This window comes from Neopusillimonas maritima (assembly GCF_003576595.1).
In the GTDB taxonomy this organism is placed as follows: Bacteria; Pseudomonadota; Gammaproteobacteria; order Burkholderiales; family Burkholderiaceae_B; genus Neopusillimonas; species Neopusillimonas maritima.
The window spans coordinates 268,221-287,799 of the sequence record NZ_NQOU01000001.1; the positions used below are offsets into that span (position 1 = coordinate 268,221).

General features: G+C 54.0%; 19 protein-coding genes and 1 other RNA gene. 4 read left to right on the forward strand and 16 right to left on the reverse strand.

Going from position 1 to position 19,579, the window contains the following annotated elements:
* Nucleotide 1: 1 nt before the first annotated feature.
* From cysM to gyrA, 14 genes are all read right to left on the reverse strand, one after another.
* The gene (cysM, locus tag CJO09_RS01300; RefSeq protein ID WP_119440757.1) at nucleotides 2-916 is read right to left on the reverse strand and encodes a cysteine synthase CysM; all 915 of its coding nucleotides are present in this window, start codon (nucleotides 914-916) and stop codon (nucleotides 2-4) included.
* Nucleotides 894-1,304 carry a ComEA family DNA-binding protein gene (locus tag CJO09_RS01305; RefSeq protein ID WP_245961196.1) on the reverse strand — a complete coding sequence of 137 codons (411 nt, stop codon included), beginning with the start codon at nucleotides 1,302-1,304 and terminating at the stop codon, nucleotides 894-896. Before CJO09_RS01305 ends, cysM begins: the two co-directional genes overlap by 23 nt.
* A 150-nt stretch (nucleotides 1,305-1,454) precedes the next feature.
* The gene (gene rfaD / locus CJO09_RS01310; protein WP_119440758.1) at nucleotides 1,455-2,450 is read right to left on the reverse strand and encodes an ADP-glyceromanno-heptose 6-epimerase; all 996 of its coding nucleotides are present in this window, start codon (nucleotides 2,448-2,450) and stop codon (nucleotides 1,455-1,457) included.
* Nucleotides 2,447-3,376 carry a D-glycero-beta-D-manno-heptose-7-phosphate kinase gene (gene rfaE1 / locus CJO09_RS01315; RefSeq protein ID WP_119440759.1) on the reverse strand — a complete coding sequence of 310 codons (930 nt, stop codon included), beginning with the start codon at nucleotides 3,374-3,376 and terminating at the stop codon, nucleotides 2,447-2,449. Before rfaE1 ends, rfaD begins: the two co-directional genes overlap by 4 nt.
* Nucleotides 3,373-4,602: a lipopolysaccharide assembly protein LapB gene (gene lapB / locus CJO09_RS01320; protein WP_119440760.1), complete on the reverse strand. Its 1,230-nt coding sequence runs from the start codon at nucleotides 4,600-4,602 to the stop codon at nucleotides 3,373-3,375. The genes rfaE1 and lapB overlap by 4 nt, the downstream gene beginning before the upstream one ends.
* Nucleotides 4,603-4,643: 41 nt before the next feature.
* Complete coding sequence (locus CJO09_RS01325; RefSeq protein WP_119440761.1) at nucleotides 4,644-4,964, reverse strand: LapA family protein; 321 nt, start codon at nucleotides 4,962-4,964, stop codon at nucleotides 4,644-4,646.
* Nucleotides 4,965-5,112: 148 nt separating this feature from the next.
* Nucleotides 5,113-5,475, reverse strand: coding sequence for an integration host factor subunit beta (locus CJO09_RS01330; protein WP_114421909.1), 363 nt, complete (start codon nucleotides 5,473-5,475; stop codon nucleotides 5,113-5,115).
* A 5-nt stretch (nucleotides 5,476-5,480) separates the two neighbouring features.
* Entirely contained in the window at nucleotides 5,481-7,199 is a 1,719-nt protein-coding gene (gene rpsA, locus CJO09_RS01335) for a 30S ribosomal protein S1 (RefSeq protein ID WP_114421908.1), read from the reverse strand.
* Nucleotides 7,200-7,320: 121 nt separating this feature from the next.
* The gene (cmk, locus tag CJO09_RS01340) at nucleotides 7,321-7,995 is read right to left on the reverse strand and encodes a (d)CMP kinase (protein ID WP_119440762.1); all 675 of its coding nucleotides are present in this window, start codon (nucleotides 7,993-7,995) and stop codon (nucleotides 7,321-7,323) included.
* Nucleotides 7,992-9,332 (reverse strand): 3-phosphoshikimate 1-carboxyvinyltransferase, encoded by a 1,341-nt coding sequence (gene aroA, locus CJO09_RS01345; RefSeq protein WP_119440763.1) that lies wholly within the window; start codon nucleotides 9,330-9,332, stop codon nucleotides 7,992-7,994. The genes cmk and aroA overlap by 4 nt, the downstream gene beginning before the upstream one ends.
* Complete coding sequence (locus CJO09_RS01350) at nucleotides 9,329-10,222, reverse strand: prephenate dehydrogenase (protein ID WP_119440764.1); 894 nt, start codon at nucleotides 10,220-10,222, stop codon at nucleotides 9,329-9,331. The genes aroA and CJO09_RS01350 overlap by 4 nt, the downstream gene beginning before the upstream one ends.
* A gap of 13 nt (nucleotides 10,223-10,235) precedes the next feature.
* Nucleotides 10,236-11,321, reverse strand: a complete 1,086-nt coding sequence (pheA, locus tag CJO09_RS01355) for a prephenate dehydratase (RefSeq protein ID WP_119440765.1) — start codon at nucleotides 11,319-11,321, stop codon at nucleotides 10,236-10,238.
* Nucleotides 11,322-11,333: 12 nt separating this feature from the next.
* The gene (serC, locus tag CJO09_RS01360) at nucleotides 11,334-12,461 is read right to left on the reverse strand and encodes a 3-phosphoserine/phosphohydroxythreonine transaminase (protein ID WP_119440766.1); all 1,128 of its coding nucleotides are present in this window, start codon (nucleotides 12,459-12,461) and stop codon (nucleotides 11,334-11,336) included.
* On the reverse strand, nucleotides 12,461-15,181 hold the full coding sequence (gene gyrA / locus CJO09_RS01365; protein WP_119440767.1) for a DNA gyrase subunit A: 2,721 nt from the start codon (nucleotides 15,179-15,181) through the stop codon (nucleotides 12,461-12,463). The genes serC and gyrA overlap by 1 nt, the downstream gene beginning before the upstream one ends.
* Nucleotides 15,182-15,509: 328 nt before the next feature.
* Here gyrA and ompA point away from each other — a divergent pair, with 328 nt between their 5' ends.
* The 4 genes from ompA to ssrA all read left to right on the forward strand — a co-directional run bounded on the left by ompA (nucleotide 15,510) and on the right by ssrA (nucleotide 18,018).
* On the forward strand, nucleotides 15,510-16,091 hold the full coding sequence (gene ompA, locus CJO09_RS01370; RefSeq protein ID WP_119440768.1) for an outer membrane protein OmpA: 582 nt from the start codon (nucleotides 15,510-15,512) through the stop codon (nucleotides 16,089-16,091).
* A gap of 67 nt (nucleotides 16,092-16,158) precedes the next feature.
* Nucleotides 16,159-16,908, forward strand: coding sequence for a bifunctional 2-polyprenyl-6-hydroxyphenol methylase/3-demethylubiquinol 3-O-methyltransferase UbiG (gene ubiG / locus CJO09_RS01375; RefSeq protein WP_119440769.1), 750 nt, complete (start codon nucleotides 16,159-16,161; stop codon nucleotides 16,906-16,908).
* Entirely contained in the window at nucleotides 16,908-17,576 is a 669-nt protein-coding gene (gene gph, locus CJO09_RS01380) for a phosphoglycolate phosphatase (RefSeq protein ID WP_119440770.1), read from the forward strand. Before ubiG ends, gph begins: the two co-directional genes overlap by 1 nt.
* Before the next feature lie 77 nt (nucleotides 17,577-17,653).
* Nucleotides 17,654-18,018: a transfer-messenger RNA gene (gene ssrA / locus CJO09_RS01385) on the forward strand.
* A 107-nt stretch (nucleotides 18,019-18,125) separates the two neighbouring features.
* On the opposite strand, the gene CJO09_RS01390 is transcribed toward ssrA, so the two are convergent.
* Nucleotides 18,126-18,341 carry a transposase gene (locus CJO09_RS01390; protein ID WP_425454084.1) on the reverse strand — a complete coding sequence of 72 codons (216 nt, stop codon included), beginning with the start codon at nucleotides 18,339-18,341 and terminating at the stop codon, nucleotides 18,126-18,128.
* Nucleotides 18,334-19,575: an ISL3 family transposase gene (locus CJO09_RS15665; protein ID WP_218961005.1), complete on the reverse strand. Its 1,242-nt coding sequence runs from the start codon at nucleotides 19,573-19,575 to the stop codon at nucleotides 18,334-18,336. The genes CJO09_RS01390 and CJO09_RS15665 overlap by 8 nt, the downstream gene beginning before the upstream one ends.
* Nucleotides 19,576-19,579: the final 4 nt, after the last annotated feature.

Below are 19,579 nucleotides of genomic sequence, written 5' to 3' on the forward strand. Positions count from 1 at the left end.
GTTAGTCGGCGGGGTTAAAAACACCCGTCGACAAATAACGGTCGCCGCGATCACACACAATAAACACAATGGTCGCGTTTTCCACCCGCTCTGCCACGCGCAACGCAGCGATCAGCGCGCCGGCAGACGATATACCGCCGAAGATCCCTTCTTCGGCGGCCAAGCGTCGCGCCATGGTTTCGGCTTTCGATTGTTCAATCAGTTCGAACGCATCAACCTTCGAGGGATCATAAATCTTCGGCTGATATGCGGTTGACCATTTACGAATACCCGGAATTTGCGACCCCTCGGCCGGCTGCGCACCGATAATTTGAATATCGGGGTTCCGGCCGCGCAAATACATGCCAACCCCCATAATCGTTCCCGTTGTACCCATTGCGCTAATGAAATGGGTAATTTCACCCCCGGTTTGCTCCCAAAGCTCGGGACCTGTGGTGTCGATGTGCGCCTGGAAATTGTCGGGATTGGCAAATTGATCGAGCACCTTGCCTTTTCCTTCGGCCTGCATTTTCATCGCCAGATCACGCGCATATTCCATGCCGCCATCACTGGCTTTGGTAAGAATCAGCTCTGCGCCATAAGCCGCCATCGATGCCCGACGCTCAAGCGAAAGATTGTCGGGCATGATCAGAATCATGCGATACCCACGAATGGCAGCGACCATGGCAAGTGCAATACCTGTATTGCCGCTGGTTGCTTCAATGAGCGTATCGCCGGGTTTGATCTCACCTCGCGCCTCGGCACGACGAATCATTGAGGCCGCCGGGCGGTCTTTTACCGACCCGGCCGGGTTATTTCCCTCGAGCTTGGCCAAAATGACATTACCCCGCTCTTGCGCAAGGCTGCCCGGAATCCGTTGCAAGCGAACCAAAGGGGTATTTCCGATGGTGTCTTCAATCGTCATGTATGTTTTCATGGCGCAAATCATACACCTTGTTCGGACTGTTTGGCATGGTACCCGACCCCAAAGTAAGGCCGGCCGTTCGTAAAGCTGCGACCTTGGCCGGGCCGATACCCCGCACACGATCAGATAAGTCTTCAAACGACTCATAACTGCCGCCGCGCGCCCGCTCCTGAATGATAATACCGGCGGTTTTGGGGCCGATACCTTTCACCGTTTCGAGTTGCGCCAGCGTGGCGGCATTGACGTCGACCGCGTGCGCGGTGTTGGCATAAGTCGTTCCAAGTAATGCAAGGCACAGGCAAGTTCGGGACAACTGCTTGACCCACCCAGGCGCCGCAGCAGGCTCACGCCAGGTTATATCCGAAGGTTTGGCTACCGTTGACTCAGTAAAGGGATTCATGAAAGCGCTCCTGATAAGAAAAAACATCGGGGGATATCCCCGATGTTTGATCTTGCGTGAAAGCGCTCAAAACCGATACGGACCCGTCTGTGGTTTATCCATGCGTAAAGCTACGCACCCACAGGGGCAGACTGACGCCCACTGACGCGCTTATAAGCGCCCTTGCTCCAGCAGATACTGCATATATTTGGTCACACCAGTATGCACGTCGTGGAAAGGTTTGTCGTACCCGGCTTCCCGCAATTGGGTTAAATCGGCCTGGGTGTGACTTTGATAACGTCCTTTCAGGTCTTCCGGAAAGTCAATGTAATGAATAAGCTGTTGATCCACCAACTCCTGCAATGACAGCTCCGACTCGCCTTCAGCCATACGCAAGGCATTTACAACCGCGCACGCAACGTCATTGAAAGGCTGGGCCCGACCCGTTCCGCAGTTGAAGATGCCGGAAATTTCGGGATGCTCAAGGAAATACAAATTAACCTCTACGGCATCGTCTACATAAATAAAGTCGCGCTGTTGCCCTCCGTCGGGGTAGCCATCCCAGCCACCAAACAAGCGAACATGGTTCTCTTCTCGATATTGGTTGGCATTATGAAAGGCAACCGAAGACATGCGCCCTTTATGCTGTTCATGGGGGCCATACACGTTGAAGTACCGTAAACCCACCACCGGTGCCGTCAATGCACTTAAACGGCGGCGTAAAACCTGATCAAACAAAAATTTCGAATAGCCGTAAACATTCAGCGGCGATTCATACAAAATATCTTCAATATAACTGGGGCCCGCACCGTAAACCGCTGCCGATGAAGCATAAATAAAAGGCACCTTGGCCTGCTGGCACCACTCGAACAGCTCCAGGGTGACACGATAATTGTTATCCATCATGTATTGGCCGTTACGTTCGGTCGTGTCGGAGCAGGCCCCCTGATGAAAGACCGCTTCTATGCCCGACAACTGCCCCTTCAAAAGGCGCTCTCGGAACACGTCTTTATGCAAATAATCGGCAATGTTCAGGTTAACCAAATTAATGAATTTATCGCCGTCTGTGAGGTCATCAACAACCAAAATGTCACTGATGCCCCGTACATTCAAGCCTTTTACAATATTGCTGCCAATGAAACCGGCACCTCCGGTAACCACAATCATCTTAACTCTCCTACTGTTACCACCGACGTGCCCAATTTACCCACGGCAACGCCGCCGGCCCGATTAGCCCATGCTACGGCATCCTCCCACGACAACCCCGCAGCGCGCATCAGCGCAAGCGTTGCCAACACCGTATCACCCGCGCCCGAAACATCGAACACATCTTGAGCTGCCGCATCAACATGAAAACGCGATCCATCAAGAAACAACGTCATCCCTTGTTCAGAGCGCGTTACCAGTAGCGCTTCAAGTGCCAATTTATGACGCAAAGCCTGCGCGCGCATCTCAAGATCTGCCTCAGAAGACCAATACCCCACTGCCTCACGCATTTCCTGCCGGTTCGGTGTGATAATGGTTGCCCCTTTATAACGCTGGTAATCGTGCCCTTTGGGATCGACCAACACCGGGCGATTCGCCGCCCGCGCCATGTCTATTAATACATCGACATGGGCAAGCGCACCCTTGGCATAGTCGGAGAGCACAACCACATCATGATGCTGCAACTGCGCGGCAAACAATGTTTTTACCTGAGCCAGGCTGGCCTCGCCGGGATGCTCTTCGAAATCAATACGCAACATTTGCTGTTGCCGCCCAAGCACGCGCATTTTCAACGTGGTATGCAAAACAGGATCGGTAACCAAACGGGTTGCGATATTATCCTGCGCTGCCAGGTTTTCAATTTCAACCCCGGCCTCATCGTCGCCCACCACCCCAATCAGGGTGGTTTGTCCGCCCAATGCAGCAATATTGCGCGCCACATTAGCCGCGCCCCCCAAACGGTTCTCGCGGCGCGCAACATGCACAACCGGAACCGGTGCTTCGGGCGAAATACGCTCCACCTCTCCGAACCAATAGCGGTCAAGCATAATATCGCCCACCACCAACACTCGCGCCCGCGCTACTTTATCTTGCGGGAAGACCGTCATCTTATTTCCTCCAGGCGCCGGGGTGGATAGGTTTCCCACGCATTGCAACCCGGGCATTGCCAATAATAATTGCGTGCCTCGAAGCCGCATTGGGTGCAGGCATAACGATCTAAACGCTGACTGTGCTTATGAATAAGACTACGCAGCAGGCTGAGGTCGGCCTGAGCTACAGCCGTTGCCGCGGGGGAATCAGCTTGAGCTCGGTGATCAACCGCCAGTTCCGCCTCAAGAAGACGGTCGAGCCCCAGTAAAGACGGCGTCGAACGCAGCGCTTCCCTTGCAAAAGCCCATGCCGGACCATAACCTTCCTGGCTGCGCAGTTCACGAAAGACCAGATTGAACAAATCAAGCGATGGATACAAGGCGTAGTGCGACTTCAAGATAGCCAGGCCTTGGTCCGTATGGCCGGACTGGCGATAGTTTTCAAGAAGATCCGCCGCCACCAGGCCGGCGTAATCAGGGGCATCGGACAAAATCGATTCCAAATAAACCCGTTCTGGACCCGACTCACCTTTGGCACGACACAACGCTGCCCGTAATATGGCAATACGAGCCTGATATGCCGCCCCTTTTCGTTGCACTTTAAGGATTCCGGCCGCATTCTCTGCGGCATCAAGGGCAGTTTGTGCAACGTCGAGCTTGGCCGGCTTTTGCGACAACGCACTCAGCGCCTGTTCACACTGATAATGAACCAACTGCGGAACAGGCTCATCAACCAACGCAGTTAAACGCTTTACCGCCTCTATTGCCCGAGGCCAATCGTGCTCAGACTCATAAATTCTAATCAGGGCTCGCACGGCTGAAACGGCAAAACGTGTATGCTCCACCTGTAAGAAAGCCTCTTCGGCGCGATCAAGCATGCCCGCTTTCAAATAATCGTGCGCTATTTCATGCAATGCGTGCTCGCGCTCTGCTTGCGGTAAATCGGCACGCGACAACAAACTTTGGTGCACCCGAATCGCCCGTTCCATTTCACCCCGGCGCCGGAACAAACTCCCCAATGCAAAATGCAGCTCCGTCGTCTCAGGATCGAGCTTGGCCACCTCGACAAATGCATCAATTGCACGGTCGGGCTCTTCATTGAGTATAAAGTTCAGACCCTTGAAGTAAGAGTCGGGCAAACTGCGGGTTTCAGACAACATTTGCCGAATATCCACGCGCGCAGCAATCCAGCCCAAACCAAACAGAACGGGAACGGCAATGAGCCACCACGGTTCAAAATCCATGTATCAAGCCTTGTATATTGGAATCAGGCAGTAAAAAGGTACTACAGCGGTGCCAACGGTACGGCCGGCTCAGGATCCGAATGCCCCTGAACTTCCCGCGTTGCAAGGCTGTCCTGCAAGCGTTGAACCTCACGTTGGGCTTTTTTCAATTCCCGCCTGCGGCGCAGCGTGGCCGGCACGACAGCAAGCAGCGCAAACGCAATACCAATAACAAACGCCACCAGCATGACGACAATAAGTGGCACACCCGACACAACATGGTCACCATAGAAGCCGACCTCAACCGGATTCGTGTTCTTCAAGGCAAACAATAAAACAACGACAAAGATAATCAGTCGCAATGCCCATACGATATAGCGCATGACAATGGCTCCGCAAATATTTCAGTGATGACAATTGTAAAGGGAATTTATCGAGGGCAGCCGCCCGGACACATCTGAAATGAAAAAACCGGAACCATTGCGGGTTCCGGCTTCTTCGATACAGCAAATTTGCTTTGGCGTGCGTTAGCTAGCCATGCGCAATTTTCGTGTCGTACGACGTTGGAAAAAGTTCAGCTTTCTCTGCCTTGTTGCCGGCCTGTTCCTGCTCAAATGCCGCGTCAACCCGCTCACGCAGCTCTTTGCCGGCCTTGAAATGAGGAACCTGTTTACCCGGTACCATGACTTTTTCTCCTGATTTGGGATTACGCCCCACACGAGGCGCCCGCTTCGATAAAGAGAAACTGCCGAAGCCACGGATTTCAATGCGCTGGCCATCGGCCAACGCTTGAGTCATGGCTTCAAGCACCGTTTTCACAGCCAGATCGGTATCACGCAACGCAAGTTGCGGATACCGGGTGGCCAATAAGGCGATCAGTTCTGACTTAGTCACACCAATTAACCGTCGTCGCGTTGCTGGTCGAGCTTGGCTTTCAGCAATGCACCCAGATTCGTTGTACCGGACGATGCACTTGCCTCAGTCATACGCTGCAGTGTTTCAGCGGTTTCAGCGTTATCACGAGCCTTGATGGACAACTGAATGGAACGCGCCTTGCGATCAACGTTAATGATCATGGCTTCAACGCTTTCGCCTTCTTTCAATACCGTTGTGGCGTCTTCAACACGACCACTGGAAATTTCAGAAGCACGCAGATAGCCATCGACGTCGAGCGACAGATTGATAACAGCCCCTTTCGCTTCAACTGATTTGATCACGCCGGGAACAACTGCACCCTTGTCGTAAGTAGCAACGAAGTTGTTGAAGGGGTCGCCCTCAAGTTGCTTGATGCCCAGGGAAATACGCTCTTTATCGGTATCGATACCCAAGACAACGGCTTCGATCTCATCGCCCTTCTTGAAGTTGCGAACGGCTTCTTCACCTGTATCGGACCAGGACAGGTCGGACAAATGCACCAGACCGTCGATACCACCTGGCAAGCCCACGAATACGCCAAAATCAGTGATGGATTTGATTGCACCGCTAACCTTGTCACCGCGCTTGAAGTTCATGGCGAACTCTTCCCACGGGTTCTGGCGGCACTGCTTCATACCCAACGAAATACGACGACGATCTTCATCGATTTCCAGAACCATGACTTCAACTTCTTCACCCAGGGTGACGACTTTGCGTGGGTCAACGTTCTTGTTGGTCCAATCCATTTCGGAAACGTGAACCAGGCCTTCAATACCGTCTTCAACCTCGACAAATGAACCGTAGTCGGTGAGGTTGGTGACTTTACCGAACAAACGTGTACCTTGTGGGTAACGACGTGCCAGACCGATCCAGGGATCTTCACCCAATTGCTTCACACCCAGTGAAACACGGCTCTTCTCTTGATCGAACTTGAGTACTTTGGCTTCCACTTCCTGGCCAACGGACAGAACTTCAGAAGGATGACGCACACGGCGCCACGCCATGTCGGTAATGTGCAACAGACCGTCGATACCGCCCAGGTCGATAAACGCACCGTAGTCGGTGATGTTCTTGACGATACCTTTGACAACCGCACCTTCGTGCAATGTTTCGAGCAGCTTTTCGCGCTCTTCGCCCATGCTGGCCTCAAGCACCGCACGGCGCGACAGCACAACGTTGTTGCGCTTGCGATCGAGCTTGATAACTTTGAAATCAAGCGTTTTGCCCTCATAGGGCGTGGTGTCTTTAACAGGACGCATGTCGACCAGTGAGCCGGGCAGGAATGCGCGGATACCGTTCGTCATGACAGTAAGACCACCCTTCACTTTGCCGGTGATGGTGCCGTTAACCAGTTCGCCGGATTCCAACGCCTGTTCGAGCGACAGCCAGGCCGACAGGCGCTTGGCGCGATCACGCGACAGAATGGTGTCGCCGTAGCCATTTTCGAGCGAATCAATCGCAACCGAAACAAAATCACCTTCCTTGACTTCCAGCTCGCCCTGATCATTCAGGAACTCTTCCAGCGGAATCAAAGCTTCCGATTTAAGGCCGGCGTTAACAACGACGAAATTGTGATCAACACGAAGGACTTCTGCCGAAATAACTTCGCCAGACTTCATGTCTTGGGTTTTCAGACTTTCAGCAAAAAGATCGGCAAAGCTTTCGCCGCCAATAGCGGCTTCAGGGGTTAAAGTTGAGGACATTAAATTCAATCCATAGGCCAAGATGGCCGGTAAAAACACACCAAGGCAACCATTGCCCCAGTGGAGTTAAACATTGCCTGAAAAACTGAATACGTTGGAATAACGCGGCTTCCAGCTAAATTCAGGCCCCAATTTTCGACCAGTGGTCGAGTACTGCATTCACGGTTTCTTCAATGGTTAAATTTGAAGAATCAATGATGATGGCATCAGGTGCAGGTACCAGCGGTGCATTGCTGCGGGTACGGTCACGCTCATCGCGCGCCTGCAGATCCTCCATCAAACTAGAAAGGTTAGCAGAAAAACCCTTTTCCTTCAACTGCTTACAGCGTCTTTCAGCGCGCGCCGCAACATCGGCCACCAAAAATATTTTTAAAGGTGCATTTGGAAAGACAACCGTACCCATATCCCGGCCATCGGCCACCAGCCCAGGCAGCCGCCTGAATGCACGCTGGCGCTCCAATAGTGCCTGTCGAACCATACCGAAAGCGGCTATGCGGGAAGCGAACACACCAACGGGTTCCTCACGAATCGCTGCGGTTACATCGTGGCCACCCAGCCAGATCGCGCCATTATGAAATTGCACATCCAGGCCGGCGGCAATTCGTGCCGCTTCGGCTTCATCGCTGTCGGCCACTCCATTTTGCATGCAAGCCAGAGCAGTCAGACGATACAACGCACCACTATCAAGCACCGCCCAACCCAAATGCTGTGCCACACGCTGTGCCACTGTGCCCTTGCCGGATGCGGTCGGCCCATCAATCGCAATGACCGGAACATCTTGCGTATTAATCGTCATTTCACCAGTTTGCTATAGATGTTGAAATAATCAGGAAAAGTTTTGCTAACGCATCCAGGATCAAGAATAATTACCGGTACCGGACCAAACGCTGCCAGTGAAAAGCACATGGCCATCCGATGGTCGTCGTAGGTTTCAATCTCGGCCGCCCGCCAACTGTCGGGCGTTGCCGGAGGGGTAACGCTTAGCCAGTCCGGCCCAGACTCAACTTGCGCGCCCAGTTTGGCCAATTCAGTATGCATCGCGTGGATTCGATCGGTCTCTTTTACGCGCCAGCTTCCAATATTGCGCAACCGGCAAGGGCCGTCAGCGTACAGGGCCAAAGCAGCTGCCGTCATCGCCGCGTCGGGAATAAGGTTGAAATCTTTATCGAAGGCACGTAACCGCGCCCCCTTGGCCACACACGGCCCTGAAACAGAAACCGAATGCGCGCCCCAATTCACCTGCGCCCCCATTTCCTCCAGCGTTTGTGCAAAGGCAATATCTCCCTGAATACTGTCGGCACCCACGCCATGTACGGTAACCGGCCCGCCCCCAATTGCACCCAACGCCATAAAGTACGAAGCTGAAGAGGCGTCGCCCTCGACCATGATATCGCCCGGCGAAACATAGTGTGCGTCAGCCGGCACCGTAAAGCGGGACCAACCTTCACGTTTAACCTGCACGCCGAAATACGCCATTAAATTAAGCGTGATCAAAATATAGGGTTTCGAAATCAGGTCACCCTCGACCTCAATAACAAGGGGTTGCCCCATTCGGGCTGTAGCCAGCGGCGCCGCCATGAGCAAAGCAGTAAGAAACTGGCTGGAAACCGACCCCTTAACGCGCGTGAAGGGATTCACGGTTGTCTGCGCGGGTGAAATTTTCAAAGGCGGATACCCCGTCTGGCCCTCATATTGAATCCCGGCCCCCAGTTGCTGCAAAGCGTCGACCAGATCGCCAATCGGTCGTTCATGCATGCGCGGCACACCCGACAACCGGAAATCCCCCCCCATCAGGGCCAGTGCCGCAGTAAGCGGCCGAAACGCCGTGCCGGCATTTCCAAGAAACAAATCTGCTTGCCGGTTTTTAAAAACCGCCTGGCCTGTTACCCACACTTCGGTATCAGATACCCGCTGAAGCGTCAGGCCCAGCGTTTCCAACGCCGCCAGCATGACCCGGGTATCGTCCGAATCCAATAACCCCCGAATCCGCGTTTGCCCCTGGGCCAGTGCGGCCAGTAATAACACACGATTGGAAATGCTTTTGGATCCCGGCAGCGTCATTTGCCCGAACGCTTCAGTGGAAGGTGGCAACGCCAGACGACCCAACGCCTCTCTGACACCGGAAGAACTCATGACAAACCGCTCCTGCTACCCCAAAAGCGCCGCGCCAAGGCGGCGCGTTCAAGCATGTCGTAAAGCTTTTGCGCATCTTCGTCGCGCAAGGCCGACTCGGCCTCATCCAGCGTGACACGAAAATCCTTGAGCTCACGCAACACCGCTTCACGATTGGCCATAAAAATATCGCGCCACATTTCGGCGGACCCCGCCGCCACACGAGTGAAATCCCGGAAACCGGTTCCGGCCAAACCAAGACGCAAATCGGCGTCGGCGCAAGCTGCGACCTGCTCCATAAAAACAGAAGCCAGAAAGTGGGGCAAGTGGCTTACCGACGCCAACGCGCGATCGTGACTTTCCGGATCCATTAGTACAACCCGTGCCCCCACGGCTTCCCATAACTGCGTTAGCTGCTGACGCATCACCGCTGAGTTTTCAGGCAAGGGGGTGAGAACAACATGCCTGCCTTCATATAGGCCTGCTTCGGCAGACTCGGGGCCGGTTTTTTCAGCGCCCGCAATGGGGTGGCCCGGTACGAACTGCCCAACGCGCTCTCCCAAGGCTTCGTATGCCGCTTTCACAACATCGGCCTTGGTACTGCCTGCGTCGGTTAACAGCGTGCTTTCTCTCAAATGAGGGACCAGCCCACGAAACAAAGCCGGCATGGATCCCACCGGCGAAGCCAGCAAAATAACGTCGGCCTGCCCGGCCGCCTCTTCAAGCGATACCGCCTCGTCGATAAGGCCCAGGCGCCTGGCCTGCGCAAGCGGCCCTGGCCGCCGCCCCACACCCAGCACGCGCTTAACCCGCCCTGCTTTGCGTAACGCCGCCGCAAACGAACCACCAATCAAGCCCACGCCCACAATGGCCAAAACATCAATCGACGGGAAAGGCGGAGAATTTTCCATGCAATTCGCCCCGTTATTGCACGGGGTAAGAACCCAGCACCTTGAAAAAAGCGGCGCGTTTCTTCAAATCAACGAGCGTTGCTTTAACGGCAGGGTCGCTTTGATGCCCCAAAATATCGACATAGAAATAATATTCCCACTGACCGGTGCGCGCCGGTCGCGACTCCAGCCGCGACATCGACACGCCGTTGCGGGCAATCGGCTCCAACATGTCATAAACTGCACCGGCGCGGTTCGGTACTGCCAAAATAAGGCTTGTTTTGTCGTGACCGGACGGAGCGACGTCGTCGGCACCCACCACCAGAAAGCGGGTGCGATTATGCGGATCATCTTGAATACCCGGCGCCACAACTTTCAAATTCCAGGCCTCTGCCGCAGCCGCCCCTGCAATCGCAGCCACCTTGGCGTTCTCAGCCGCCACGCGCGCTGCTTCGGCATTACTGGACGCCGCATCGCGACTCAGTTGCGGATAGTGTCGACCCAACCATGCCTGACATTGCGCCAATGCCTGCGGATGCGCCATTACCGTGGTAATGCCGTCCATCGTCCCCGATTGCGTCATCAGGCAATGCTGAATACTGAGTGAGCGCTCACCCATGACCTTCAGAGAAGAGTTTAATAACAAATCCAGTGTTCGGCTGACAGCGCCCTCTGTGGAATTCTCCACAGGTACCATGCCAATATCCGCCTGACCCGATTCAACCGCGCGAAACACTTCATCGAAATTGGCGCACGGCATTTTTTGAACGGAATGACCAAACTGTTCTAAGGCGGCCTGCTCTGAAAACGAGCCTTGCGGGCCCAGATAAGCCACAATCAACGTGCGCTCCAGACCACGGCAGACAGAAATAATTTCACGCCATACCGACTCTATGCCCTCTTGCGTAAACGGGCCCTGGTTCAGTGATTGCAAATGGCGAATCAAGGTGGCCTCACGCTCTGGTTTCAGTACCGGGCCGGCGGCATCAAAAGCCTCTTTTACTTCACCAACTTGCTGTGCCGTGCGGGCACGCTGATTCAACAAAGACAAAATTTCCTTATCAATCGCGTCAATTACTTCACGCAACGGCGTCAAACTGGCCTGTAAATTTTTATCCATGGCAAACTTTTCTTATCCGTGGCGACGTTCAAACTCTTGCATGAAACTCACCAGCGCCTGCACGCCCTCAAGCGGCATGGCATTGTAGATGGATGCGCGCATCCCGCCTACGCTTTTGTGCCCTTTCAACTGGAACAAACCCGCCTGCTCGGATTCGGCCAAGAACGTTGTGTTCAATGCTTCGTTCGCCAGAAAGAACGGCACATTCATGCGAGAACGCACGCTGGGATGAACCCGGTTTTCATAAAAGCCGGAGGCGTCGATATAGTTGTACAGCGCATTGGCTTTTTGTATATTGACCTGTTCGATGGCGGCGACCCCGCCATGTTGCTTGAGCCACTTGAATACCAGGCCCATGACGTAAATTGCGTAAGTGGGTGGCGTATTGAACATGGAGCCCGAAGCCGCAACATTTGCGTAGTCGAAAGCCGAGGGGCAGTGCGGTAAAGCATGACCAATCAAGTCTTTGCGAATCATCACCAGCGTGACGCCGGCCGGGCCTGCGTTCTTTTGAGCACCGGCATACACCAAGCCAACATTGGAAAAATCAATGGGTCGCGACAATATGTGCGATGACGCATCCACCACCAACGGCACGCCTTTCGCACCCAAGGCATTCAGATCGGGCCAATTAACGAACTCCACACCACCAATGGTTTCATTGCTGCACAGGTGCACATAGGCGGCATCGTCGCGCAACTGCCATTGCGCCGGTTCGGGAAACCAAGTGAAAGCCGCCTGGGAAAGACCATTGATCACCGAAGCGCATCCGCTGCTGCCCGCCACGGCAACATCGCCGTAGCGCCGGGCCTCTTTGCACGATTTTTCCGACCAGATTCCCGATAACACGTAATCGGCCTTGCCCAAACCCTGACGACCTATCAGGTTCAACGGAATAATGGCATTTTCAGCGGTGGCACCACCCTGCATAAACAAAATTTCAAAATCATCGGGAACAGACAACAGCTCACGCAGATCGTCGTGGGCCTCATTGATGATTTGAAGAAAATGTTTGCCGCGGTGACTCATCTCCATAACCGACAAGCCACTGCCATGCCAATCGGTCATTTCCTGCGCAGCCTGCTCCAGCACCGGCAATGGCAGCGCTGAAGGGCCGGCGGAAAAATTCCAGGGGCGCATTAGCGATCCTCCGAATCCGAGTCGTTGGAATCATCGGCGGGTGAGTCGTTTCCGCCTTGATCGCCGGCATCCGTCGCATCGCTGCTATCCGCAGCGCTTGTGCCTTCGACGTCATCATTATCAACGTCGTCCAGAAGCTCGACATCGTCGACATCACTTTCCACAATACGACGCACGCCCGACAAATAGCTGTTTTCATCAACATTGATTAACGTGACACCCTGCGTGGCGCGACCCATTTCACGAATTTCAGATACACGTGTGCGAATCAACACGCCCGAATTTGTAATGAGCATGATTTCGTCACTGGCATGCACCAACACGGCGCTGACCATTTTGCCGTTACGCGCGCTGGCCTGAATAGCGATCATGCCCTTCGTGCCACGACCATGGCGGGTATATTCGGTAATAGGCGTACGTTTGCCATAGCCGTTTTCAGTAGCGGTAAGCACGCTAAGCGATTCGTCGTTCGACACCAGCATGGAAATAACGGTTTGCCCGTCTTCCAGCATCATGCCGCGTACACCACGTGCGGTACGGCCCATGGGACGGACGTCGTTCTCATCGAAACGCACGGCTTTGCCCGCATCGGAGAACAGCATAATGTCGTGCTTGCCATCGGTAAGCTCGGCACCGATAAGGTAATCGCCCTCGTCGAGCCCAACCGCAATAATGCCGGCTTTGCGCGGGTTGGAGAAATCAGACAACGGTGTTTTCTTAACCGTACCGCGCGACGTGGCCATGAAGACAAAGTGATCTTCGCTGAACTCTTTTACAGACAGCACCACAGTAATTTTCTCGCCTTCCATAAGCGGGAACATGTTCACAATCGGTCGACCACGCGAGTTACGCGACCCTTGTGGCACTTCCCACACCTTCAGCCAATACACGCGGCCGTGATCGGAGAAGCACAAGAGGTAATCATGCGTGTTGGCGATGAAGAGTTGATCGACAAAGTCGTTCTCTTTCATGGTGGTGGCCTGCTTGCCGCGACCGCCCCGCTTCTGCGCCCGGTATTCAGACAACGGCTGGCTCTTGATATAACCCGACTGCGATAACGTCACCACCATATCCATGGGGGTGATCAGGTCTTCAGTATCCAGTTCGGTTGCGTTGTGCTCAATTTCCGAAAGACGGATGTCTTTTGTGCCGGTGGAGAACTCATTCTTAATGGCAGCGAGTTCGTCGGCAATAATGCTGGTAATACGCTCAGGACGCGCCAGGATATCGAGCAAATCAGTGATCGTATCCATGATGTCTTTGTACTCATTAACGATCTTGTCTTGCTCGAGGCCGGTAAGGCGCTGCAGGCGCATATTCAGAATTTCCTGCGCCTGTGTATCGCTTAAACGATACATGCCGTCGTCTTGCAAGCCGAAGCCTTCGGGCAACGATTCAGGCCGGTACGCTACCCGACCGCCTGGTGTCTCACCCGCATCGGCGCGCTGAAGCATTTCGCGCACCAGCGAGGAATCCCACGAACGTGACATGAGCTCCTGGCGCGCCACCGGCGGTGTCGGCGCCGCCTTGATAATGGCGATGAAGTCGTCGATATTAGCTAGCGCCACCGCCAAACCTTCCAGCACATGGCCGCGCTCGCGCGCCTTGCGCAGTTGGTAAACCGTGCGACGCGTCACCACTTCCCGACGATGCGACAGGAAGTACTCAACAATTTGCTTCAGGTTCAACAAGCGCGGCTGGCCGTCGACCAGCGCCACAAAGTTCATACCGAAGGTGTCCTGCAACTGCGTGTGCTTGTACAGATTATTCAGCACCACTTCCGGCACTTCGCCGCGCTTGAGCTCGATAACAAGACGCATCCCGTCTTTGTCGGACTCGTCACGAATATCGGAGATACCTTCGATTTTCTTTTCGTTGACCAGTTCCGCGATGCGTTCCTGCAACGTTTTCTTGTTCACCTGATACGGAATGGCATCAACAATAATGGCTTGCCGGTTTCCCTTCTCAAGGTCTTCAAAGTGCGTTTTCGCGCGCATAATGACGCGACCGCGCCCCGTGCGATAACCTTCTCGTACACCGGAAACACCATAAATAATGCCGCCGGTAGGAAAGTCGGGTGCAGGGATAAGCTCGATAAGCTCATCAACCGTGCACTCGGGATTACGCAAACAATACAGGCAGCCGTCGACCACTTCCGACAAATTGTGTGGCGGAATATTGGTGGCCATACCCACTGCGATACCGGCACTGCCGTTCACCAGCAGATTGGGCAAACGCGAAGGCAACAGCAAAGGCTCCTGCTCACTGCCATCGTAGTTGGGGCCGAAGTCCACCGTTTCCTGATCTATATCAGCCAATAATTCATGCGCGATCTTCGCCAAACGGATTTCCGTGTAACGCATGGCAGCAGCGCTGTCACCATCGACCGAGCCAAAATTGCCCTGCCCGTCGACCAGCGGATAACGCAGCGAGAAGTTCTGTGCCATGCGAACAATGGTGTCGTACACGGCGGAATCACCATGGGGGTGATATTTACCGATGACGTCACCCACAATACGCGCAGACTTCTTGTACGCCCGGTTCCAGTCGTTGTTAAGCTCATGCATGGCGAACAGCACACGACGATGAACCGGCTTCAAGCCGTCGCGAACATCGGGCAGCGCACGCCCCACAATTACGCTCATCGCGTAATCAAGATAGCTGCGGCGCATCTCCTCTTCCAGCGAAATAGGAAGCGTCTCCTTGGCGAAGGAATCCATATAGTTTCAGTTCTTGAAGAAAATTAGGTTGGCTGACCCACTTTGGGCGAATGGCAAATTCTAGCACCTTCCAATCTTACCTTTGCCGTTGCCTAAAACCAACAATATCGGGGAACTTAAGGTAGAATTACGCACAACTGGACACGTCATGCCCATATAGGGGTAACGAACAACACGAAAATGCCGTAAGATTCGGCCTAACAAAGCATGAAAATCCAGTGCAATTCTTTGAACCAAACCATTGCATTGCTATACTGGTTACGTTTTTTATATGCGGCGGAGGTTCGCTGCGGTCACTTACCAGCATTAAGCTCAAACGAGGAGAAACATGAATAAACCCTCCAAATTCGCACTAGCCCTTGCTATTGCCGCCTTTTCGGCTTCCGGTGCAGTTTCTGCGCAAACCATCGACAACTGGCAGAATTCTTCTGGTGGCCCCGTTATGAACGGCACCAACGAATTGTGCTGGCGCGATAGCTTCTGGACACCCGCTACAGGCCTGCCCGGCTGTGACGGTGTACCCGTTGCTCAGCAAGAACCTGTTCAAGCACCTCAAGCAACGAAAGTTGTTCTGAACGCCGACACCTTCTTCGACTTCGACAAATCCACGTTGAAGCCTGCTGGTCGTCAAGTTCTGGATCAAGTTGCTGCTCAGGCACAAGGCTTGAATCTTGAAACCGTTATCGCTGTTGGTCACACCGACTCCATCGGTACCGAACAGTACAACATGGGCTTGTCCCAGCGTCGTGCCAACACGGTTAAAGAGTACCTGGTTAGCAAAGGTATTCCTGCCAACCGTATCTACGCTGAAGGCAAAGGTGAGTCCGATCCTATCGCCAGCAACGCTACTCGCGAAGGTCGTGCACAAAACCGCCGTGTAGAGATCGAAATTGTAGGTACCCGCAAGTAATTTGCGCGTATAACGCTACAATTAAGGGGTGCCCTCGGGCACCCCTTTTCGTTTTTTGGGCCGTAACATGACACAAACCTCTGCTTCCAATAATGCGTCCTCATCCAGCGCCACAACAAATAATGTCGACCCGGCCGAGCTGGAAAAATTCAGCGCGCTGGCATCGCGCTGGTGGGATCCCGAAAGTGAATTCAAGCCGCTTCATGCCATTAACCCGCTGCGCCTGAACTGGATACGCGAAACGGTAGGTTCACTCGACGGCAAAAACATTGTCGACGTAGGCTGCGGTGGCGGTATTCTGGCGGAAAGTATGGCCACCAGCGGGGGAAACGTTACGGGCATCGACCTGGCAAAGAAATCGTTAACGGTTGCCAAGTTGCATAGTTTGGAATCGGGCGTAAAAGTGAATTACGAAGAGATCAGCGCCGAAGACTTCGCTCACCAACATGCCGGCCAGTTCGATGTCGTCACATGTATGGAAATGCTGGAACACGTACCCGATCCGGCTGCTATTGTGCAGGCGTGCGGGCAAATGTTGAAGCCGGGTGGTTGGGCGTTTTTTTCCACCTTGAACCGCAATCCCAAATCATTTCTGTTCGCCATTGTGGGTGCCGAATACGTTTTGCGTTTGTTGCCACGAGGCACGCACAGCTACGAAAATTTCGTTAAGCCCAGCGAGTTGGCCCAGGCAGCACGCCTGGGCGGCCTGAAAGTGGAAAAAATGGCGGGCATGGAATACAACCCAATAACCGATATTTACAAGTTATCGCGCGACACCTCGGTGAACTACCTCATGGCAACACGTAAAGTCCTGTAATGCAAAAACTGATTCTGTTCGATTTCGACGGCACACTGGCCGACACAGCACCCGACCTGGCCGCCGCGGCCAACACCATGCGTGTGCAAAAAGGGCTTGAACCCCTACCCTACGAACTCTTGCGCCCGATGGCGTCGCAAGGCGCGCGCGGTTTATTGAAGGCCGGCTTAGATTTGGCGCCGGACCACCCCGAGTATGAAGAACATCGTATACGTTTTCTAAGCGAATACGAAAAACAAATGACCTCGCTCACACGACTTTTCCCTGGTGTGGGTGAGCTTCTGGCAACGTTGAAAGCCGAAGGATTTCAATGGGGCATCGTCACCAACAAGGTTGAATACCTGGCGGTTCCCATTGTGCGGCATCTGCAACTTGAAGCCGAGTGTGCGGTAACGGTGGGCGGCGATACCGCCGGGCATGCAAAGCCCCACCCTGCTCCGTTATTGTATGCGGCGGAAAAAACCGGATTCCAGCCGGAAGACTGCATTTACGTTGGCGACGATGAGCGCGATATTGTGGCGGGCAAAGCTGCAGGCATGCCCACTATTGCGGCGGCTTATGGCTATTGCCAGGTGGAAGATATTCCGCGCTGGAACGCCGATGCGGTAGTGGATTCAGCACATGAAATTTGGCCAGCTGTACAAGCATTGTTGCAACGGGTGGCTTAATTGGGGCGGCAGCGGGAACTTTTTGTAGGGCTGCACCTCTAACTTACTGTTATACGTTACAATCGTTATTCCACTAAGGGGTCGATCTGGCTTCGACGTGGGTCGCGAAACAGCGTAGGGCATGCCGAGCACCAGTTCGCTCGTAAATCCACTGGAAAAAATATAAACGCCAACGACGAGCGTTTCGCTCTGGCCGCTTAAGCGGTGAGCCGCTGCACTAGTTTGTCTTTGGGCTAGGTAGGGAAACCTACAGCAGCGTCATATACAAGGAATCGGCATTAGCTGGGTTACGAAGTTAATGCTTAAATCTTAGTGACTCGCCAAGGAAGGGCCCGTCAGCCGGCATGATCCGAGGTTAAAATTTTAAAATGGGTTGACTAAGCATGTAGAACTGCCTGCAGAGGTCCCGCGGACGGGGGTTCAATTCCCCCCGACTCCACCATTACAACTAGCAATTAAGCCCGTAACACCGCATAAACAAACGGTTTACGGGCTTTTTCTTGTCTAATCAATACGGCTCTACCCCATTAACGGGGGATCCAGTATTCACTAGACACGGTTAATCACACCGTTCCAACCGCATTGGGCCAAGACCCGCATGCGGTAATTCTCAAAGTTTCTAAACCCATATGCACGGCGTGAGAGCATTTCCATTTTAGTGTGGAAGCCCTCAGTGATGCCATTGGATTTGGTGAAGCGCCACATTCTCACGATCGGCTCCAGGGCTCTACCCCATAAACGGGGGATGCCGCATTCACTAAACACGGTTAATCACGCCGTTCCAACCGCACTGAGCCAAGACGCGCAGGCGGTAATTTTCAAAATTCCTGAATCCATACGCTCTGCGCGAAAGCATCTCCATCTTCGTATGGAATCCTTCGGTGATGCCATTCGATTTGGAAAAGCGCCACATACGCACAATGGGTTCTAGCCACGATATTAGCGTGTTTGCCAGCGCTTTTGCAGGGCTTTGTTCAAACTGGCGAATAAGCGCCAGGAACTTAGGCAGCATCTTGCTGGCCCGTTCTCGGTGCGTCATGCGCAGGGTCAAAAAGCCATTCAGTTGCTGCTTGGCAAAGTACAAAGCTTTAAGCACAGGCGATTGCGCCAGATACTGATGCAACCGTTCCTTTTGAACAGCAGACAGTCGCCAGTGATGACGGCGCATCAAGCTGAGCAGTCCCCGGTTCTTACGTCCCTCGGGGTCGTACTGCTGCCACAGCTTCAAAAAGTGCTGATTGACCAGGCGAATCACATGAAAGCGGTCAGCCACAATCATCGCGTTAGGAAAGTACTGCTGGGCAATCCGACGGTACGTCTCTGACAGGTCCATCACGATGACCCGCACATTCTCCTTACCCGGCAAACGCCTCAAATAACTGCGCAGACTCGCCTCTGAACGCCCCAACACCACATCAAAAACCTTGTGATTCTTCAAATCAACCAAGGTGGTCGCGTAACCCTTCTTACGGGTAAAGAAATGTTGCTCGACCGGTTCGGGGCGCAGCTCCAGCACCAGACGCTCAATGCCGTTGGCGCGCAGCCGCACTTCGAGGTCATTGGGCGACACGATGACTTTCTCCACCAGCAACATCACGATCCGGGTCTGCTCGGCCGGGAACAGTTGATCCCAAATCGCGTCGAGCCGGGTCATGGCCACGGTGATCTTCGCCTCGTCCAAAGTAGGATCGAGCTTGATCGCCTGCGGCAACATCTCACCCAGGAGATTCGGGGCACGCAGGATCGCGCGCAGTTGGTCGAGCACGGCCGACTCGAGTTCGGCGGCCGGCAGTCGCGGCAGGCCCGAGGCTCCCGCGTGCTCCTTGGCATCCCGCTGTGGCACGTAGTAACGGTAGCGCCGGCCATTCTTTTTGGTGGTGTGCCATGGTGAAAGTGCGCGACCGTCGTTGCCGAACACGATGCCCTTGAGCAGATAGGGAAACCGAGGCAACCTATCAATTAAAGATCGTGATGGCGCACAACACTCGGTAGACGCCATCGAT